Below are 3904 nucleotides of genomic sequence, written 5' to 3'. Positions count from 1 at the left end.
TGTCTTTTATCAAATTACACCTCGCTACATCTGCCTGCGCCTGCGGCCCCAGGCGGCGAGGATCGCCGAGATCAGCGGGCTGCCGCTGGATCCCATGTTCAGCGCGGCCAAGCTGCGGTGGTTGCTGGATGCGGCGCCAGACGCCACGGCGGTGGGCACGGTCGACTCCTGGCTGGTGTACGCGCTGACCGGCGCCCATCGCATCGAGGTCGGCAACGCGTCCCGCACCCAGCTGCTGGACGTCCGCACCGCCGGGTGGAGCCCGGAGCTGCTCGACCTCTTCGGCATCCCGGCCTCGCTACTCCCGGCCGTCACCGCGTCGTCCGGCGATCTGGGCGTGATCGGCGCCAGTGGCGGGGTGCTGGAGGGGCTGCCGATCCGGGCCGTCCTGGGCGACTCGCACGCCGCCCTGCACGCGCACGGTTCCCGGGCCGCGGGCGGCGCCAAGGTCACCTACGGCACCGGGTCGTCGGTGATGGGGCTGCTCGACGGCGACGTCACCGACCCGCGCCCACCCGATCTGCGCCCGCCCGATCTGCGCCCGCCCGATCTGCGCCCGCCCGATCTGTGCCTGACCATCGCCTGGAACGACCGCCTCGCCGCGGAGGGCAACATCCGCTCCAGCGGCGCCACGATCGCCTGGCTCGCCTCCTTCCTCGGGATCACGCCCGAGCGGGTCGCGACGCTCGCCCGCGACGCGGACAGCGACGGCGTGCACCTCGTGCCGGCCTTCGGCGGGCTGGCCGCGCCCTGGTGGGACGACTCCGCCTCCGGACTGATCACCGGCCTGACCCTGGGCAGCGGCCCGGCGCAGGTGGCCAGGGCCGCGCTCGACTCGATCGCGCACCAGGTCACCGACGTGCTCGACGCGATGCCCGGGGTCGAGCGGGTGCTGGCCGACGGCGGGGCCGGCGCGAACGACCACCTCATGCAGATCCAGGCGGACCTGGCCGGGGTGCCGGTGCTGCGCGCGCGTACCGGGAATCTCTCCGCCCTCGGAGCGGCCCTGCTGGCCGCACCCTGGCCGGCGCAACCCATCGCCTACGACGAGTTCCTCCCCAGCCTCGAGCCCGATCTCCGAGAGGCGCGCCGCGCCTCGTGGCGGGCAGCAGTCCATCAAGCATTGGGAACAGCGCGTTAGGAGCTGACCGACAATGACCGAGTATCCCCGTTTCGGCGCGGGCCTCTGGCACTTCGCCACCTACGTCGACCGCTACGCCACCGACGGCTACGGGCCGGCCCGCACCACGCTCGACGCGATCAAGCTGGCCGGCCAGGTCGAGGACCTGTCCGTGGTCGACCTGAACTACCCGTTCACCCCGGGCGTCTCGCTGGACGAGGTGAAGGACGCGCTGAAGGCCGAGGGGCTGACCGCGATCGGCATCACCCCCGAGATCTACCTGCGCAAGTGGAGCCGCGGCGCGTTCACCAACCCCGACCCGGCCGCCCGCACCGCCGCCCTCGACCTCATGCACGAGGCCGCCGGGATCGTCCGCGAGCTGGGCGCCGACTACGTGAAGATCTGGCCCGGCCAGGACGGCTGGGACTACCCCTGGCAGGTCAACCACCGGACGCTGTGGAAGCTCGCAGTCGACGGCATGCGTGACCTGGCCGGGGCGCACCCCGACCTCAAGTTCGCCATCGAGTACAAGCCGCGCGAGCCCCGGGTGAAGATGACCTGGGACTCGGCCGCCCGCACGCTGCTGGGCATCGAGCAGATCGGCCTGGACAACGTCGGGATCCTGCTCGACTTCGGGCACAGCCTCTACGGCGGCGAGTCGCCGGCCGACGCCGCGCAGCTGATCATCGACCACGGCCGGCTCTACGGCATGGACGTCAACGACAACCTGCGCGGCTGGGACGACGACCTGGTCGTCGGCACCGTGCACCTGACCGAGATCTTCGAGTTCTTCCACGTGCTGCGGCAGAACAACTGGGACGGCGTGTGGCAGCTCGACCAGTTCCCGTTCCGCGAGGACGGCGTCGACGCGGCCAACACGGCGATCGGCACGCTCAAGCGGATCCACCGCGCCCTGGACCGGCTGGACACCGCCGCGCTGGCCGAGGCGCAGGAGCGCCAGGACGCGATGGCCGCCCAGCGGATCGTCCAGGCCGCGCTATTCGGCGAGCTGTAGGGCCTTCGCGGCGGCCCGGATGTCCGCGAGCTCGGGCTCGGTCACCAGCAGACCGGGCCCGGGCTGCGTCGCCCCCAGCTCGCTGAGCAGCGCCCGCAGGTGGCCCGCCGCCGCCTCGGCCTGCTGCCGACTGCCGGCGGTCACCACGGGGACGGCCGTGACGCCCTCCAGTCCCCCGGCCGGGAACAGATCGAAGAGGACCTTCAGGATCCCGGTGTACGCGCCCTTGTAGGTGGGCGTGGCCACGATCAGCCGCTCCGCGGCTCGCACGGTCTCGACCGCCGCCGCGGTGGCTTCGTCCCCCGGGGTCAGCAGTTTCGCGCCGAACTCGGACAGGTCGACCACGACCGCGTCGTGCGCGCCCAACTCCTCGGCCACCGCCTCGGCCAGCCGGCGGGTCCGTGAGCCGGACCGCGGGTTCCCGGAGAGCACCACTGTCGTCGTCACGCCGCCGCCCTTCCGCCCAGCTGGGCATAGCGCCCGGCGTGGTAGACCAGCGGCGTGGCCCCCTCGTCCTCGACGTGCTCGCCGCTCAGCGGGGTGGCCAGCACGATCGTGTGGTCGCCGGCCGCCACGCGCCGGGAGACCCGGCAGACCAGGCGGGCGAGCACCCCGTCCAGCAGCGGGACGCCGCCCGGGCCGGGCCGCCACGCGCCGTGCGCGGCGAACCGGTCGATGCCGCTGGTCGCGAACGTCCGCGCCACGCTCTCCTGATGGTCGGCCAGCACGTGCACCGCCACCAGGCCCGCCGCGGAGACGGCGGGCCAGGACGACGCGGTGTGCGCCAGGCAGAAGCTGACCAGCGGTGGCTCCAGCGACACCGAGGTGAACGAGGTGGCGGTGAAGCCCGCGGGCGGGGCGCCGGGCGCGGTCACGACGACGACGGCCGCCGCGTGCCGGCGCAGCAGCGCCCGGAAGAGATCAGAGTCGACGACGGTCACTGGCGTGCCCTCCTTCTGTCGCCTCCATATCCTATAGACCCAATGGGGAATGACGCGAGGGCGGCGCCGTTTACAAAAGCTTGTTCTTCTTGAGGTATTTGGCCAGTTCGGCGTAGGCGCCGTCCTCGTTGGCGAACATCGCCACGTTGCGGGCCGTCGTCATCCACGGGCCGGTGGACGGGCGCACCTCGCCCAGCGCGGTCTCCAGGTCACGTTGCTCGATCATGCGCACGTTGCCCGTGGAGATCGAGTCGTGCATCGCATACTCCGCCGCGGTCTCGCACAGGTGGGCCAGGTCGGCGCCGGAGAACTTGTCGGTCGCCGCGGCCAGGCGCTTCAGGTCGACGCCGGCGATCGGCCGGTCCCGCAGGTGCACCTCGAGGATCGCCGCGCGGGCCTCGGCGTCCGGCGGCACCACCAGCACGGTGCGGTCCAGCCGGCCGGGCCGGCGCAGCGCCGGGTCGACGTCCCACGGCGCGTTGGTCGCGGCCAGCACGAAGACACCCTCGTTGGCGCCCTCCATGCCGTCCAGCTCGGCCAGGAGCTGGTTGCCGAGGGTGCGCATCGCCGACGACTGCAGCTGACTGCGCTTGTGGCCGAGCGCGTCGACCTCGTCCAGGAACAGCACGCACGGCGCGTTGCGGCGGGCGGCCTGGAAGATCTGGTGCAGGTTCTGCTCGGACTGGCCGATCCACATGTTCAGCACGTCGGTCAGCGACACGGTGGCGAACCGCGCGCCCATCTCGCCGGCCACCGCCTTGGCCAGGAAGGTCTTGCCGCAGCCGGGCGGGCCGTAGAGCAGCAGGCCGCCGCGCAGGCTCTTGCCGT

5 protein-coding genes are annotated in these 3904 nt (G+C 72.4%); 2 read left to right on the top strand and 3 right to left on the bottom strand.

What is annotated here, in order from left to right; genetic code table 11:
* Nucleotides 1–1141, top strand: a 1141-nt coding sequence (locus AB0M20_RS31135) for an FGGY-family carbohydrate kinase (RefSeq protein WP_364303900.1), incomplete at its 5' end; no start/stop codon positions are given.
* Nucleotides 1142–1154: 13 nt separating this feature from the next.
* Nucleotides 1155–2135, top strand: a complete 981-nt coding sequence (locus tag AB0M20_RS31130) for a sugar phosphate isomerase/epimerase family protein (protein WP_364303899.1) — start codon at nt 1155–1157, stop codon at nt 2133–2135.
* Here AB0M20_RS31130 and AB0M20_RS31125 read toward each other — a convergent pair.
* From AB0M20_RS31125 to AB0M20_RS31115, 3 genes are all read right to left on the bottom strand, one after another.
* A complete protein-coding gene (locus AB0M20_RS31125) occupies nt 2118–2582 on the bottom strand; it encodes an NAD(P)H-dependent oxidoreductase (RefSeq protein ID WP_364303898.1) in 465 nt (154 codons plus the stop codon). The two genes, AB0M20_RS31130 and AB0M20_RS31125, sit on opposite strands and share 18 nt — an antisense overlap.
* Entirely contained in the window at nt 2579–3076 is a 498-nt protein-coding gene (locus AB0M20_RS31120; protein ID WP_364303897.1) for a flavin reductase family protein, read from the bottom strand. Before AB0M20_RS31120 ends, AB0M20_RS31125 begins: the two co-directional genes overlap by 4 nt.
* A gap of 70 nt (nt 3077–3146) precedes the next feature.
* On the bottom strand, nt 3147–3904 hold a 758-nt coding region (locus tag AB0M20_RS31115), incomplete at its 5' end, for an ATP-binding protein (protein WP_364303896.1).

The organism is Actinoplanes sp. NPDC051633 (assembly GCF_040681735.1).
Taxonomy (GTDB): Bacteria; Actinomycetota; Actinomycetes; order Mycobacteriales; family Micromonosporaceae; genus Actinoplanes.
Note: the sequence above shows the minus strand (reverse complement) of the source record. Positions and strands in the feature narration are given on the sequence as shown.

Coding starts and splice junctions, on each gene's coding strand:
- AB0M20_RS31130 (WP_364303899.1), top strand. CDS start 1,155: ATGACCGAGTATCCCCGTTTCGGCGCGGGCCTCTGGCACTTCGCCACC.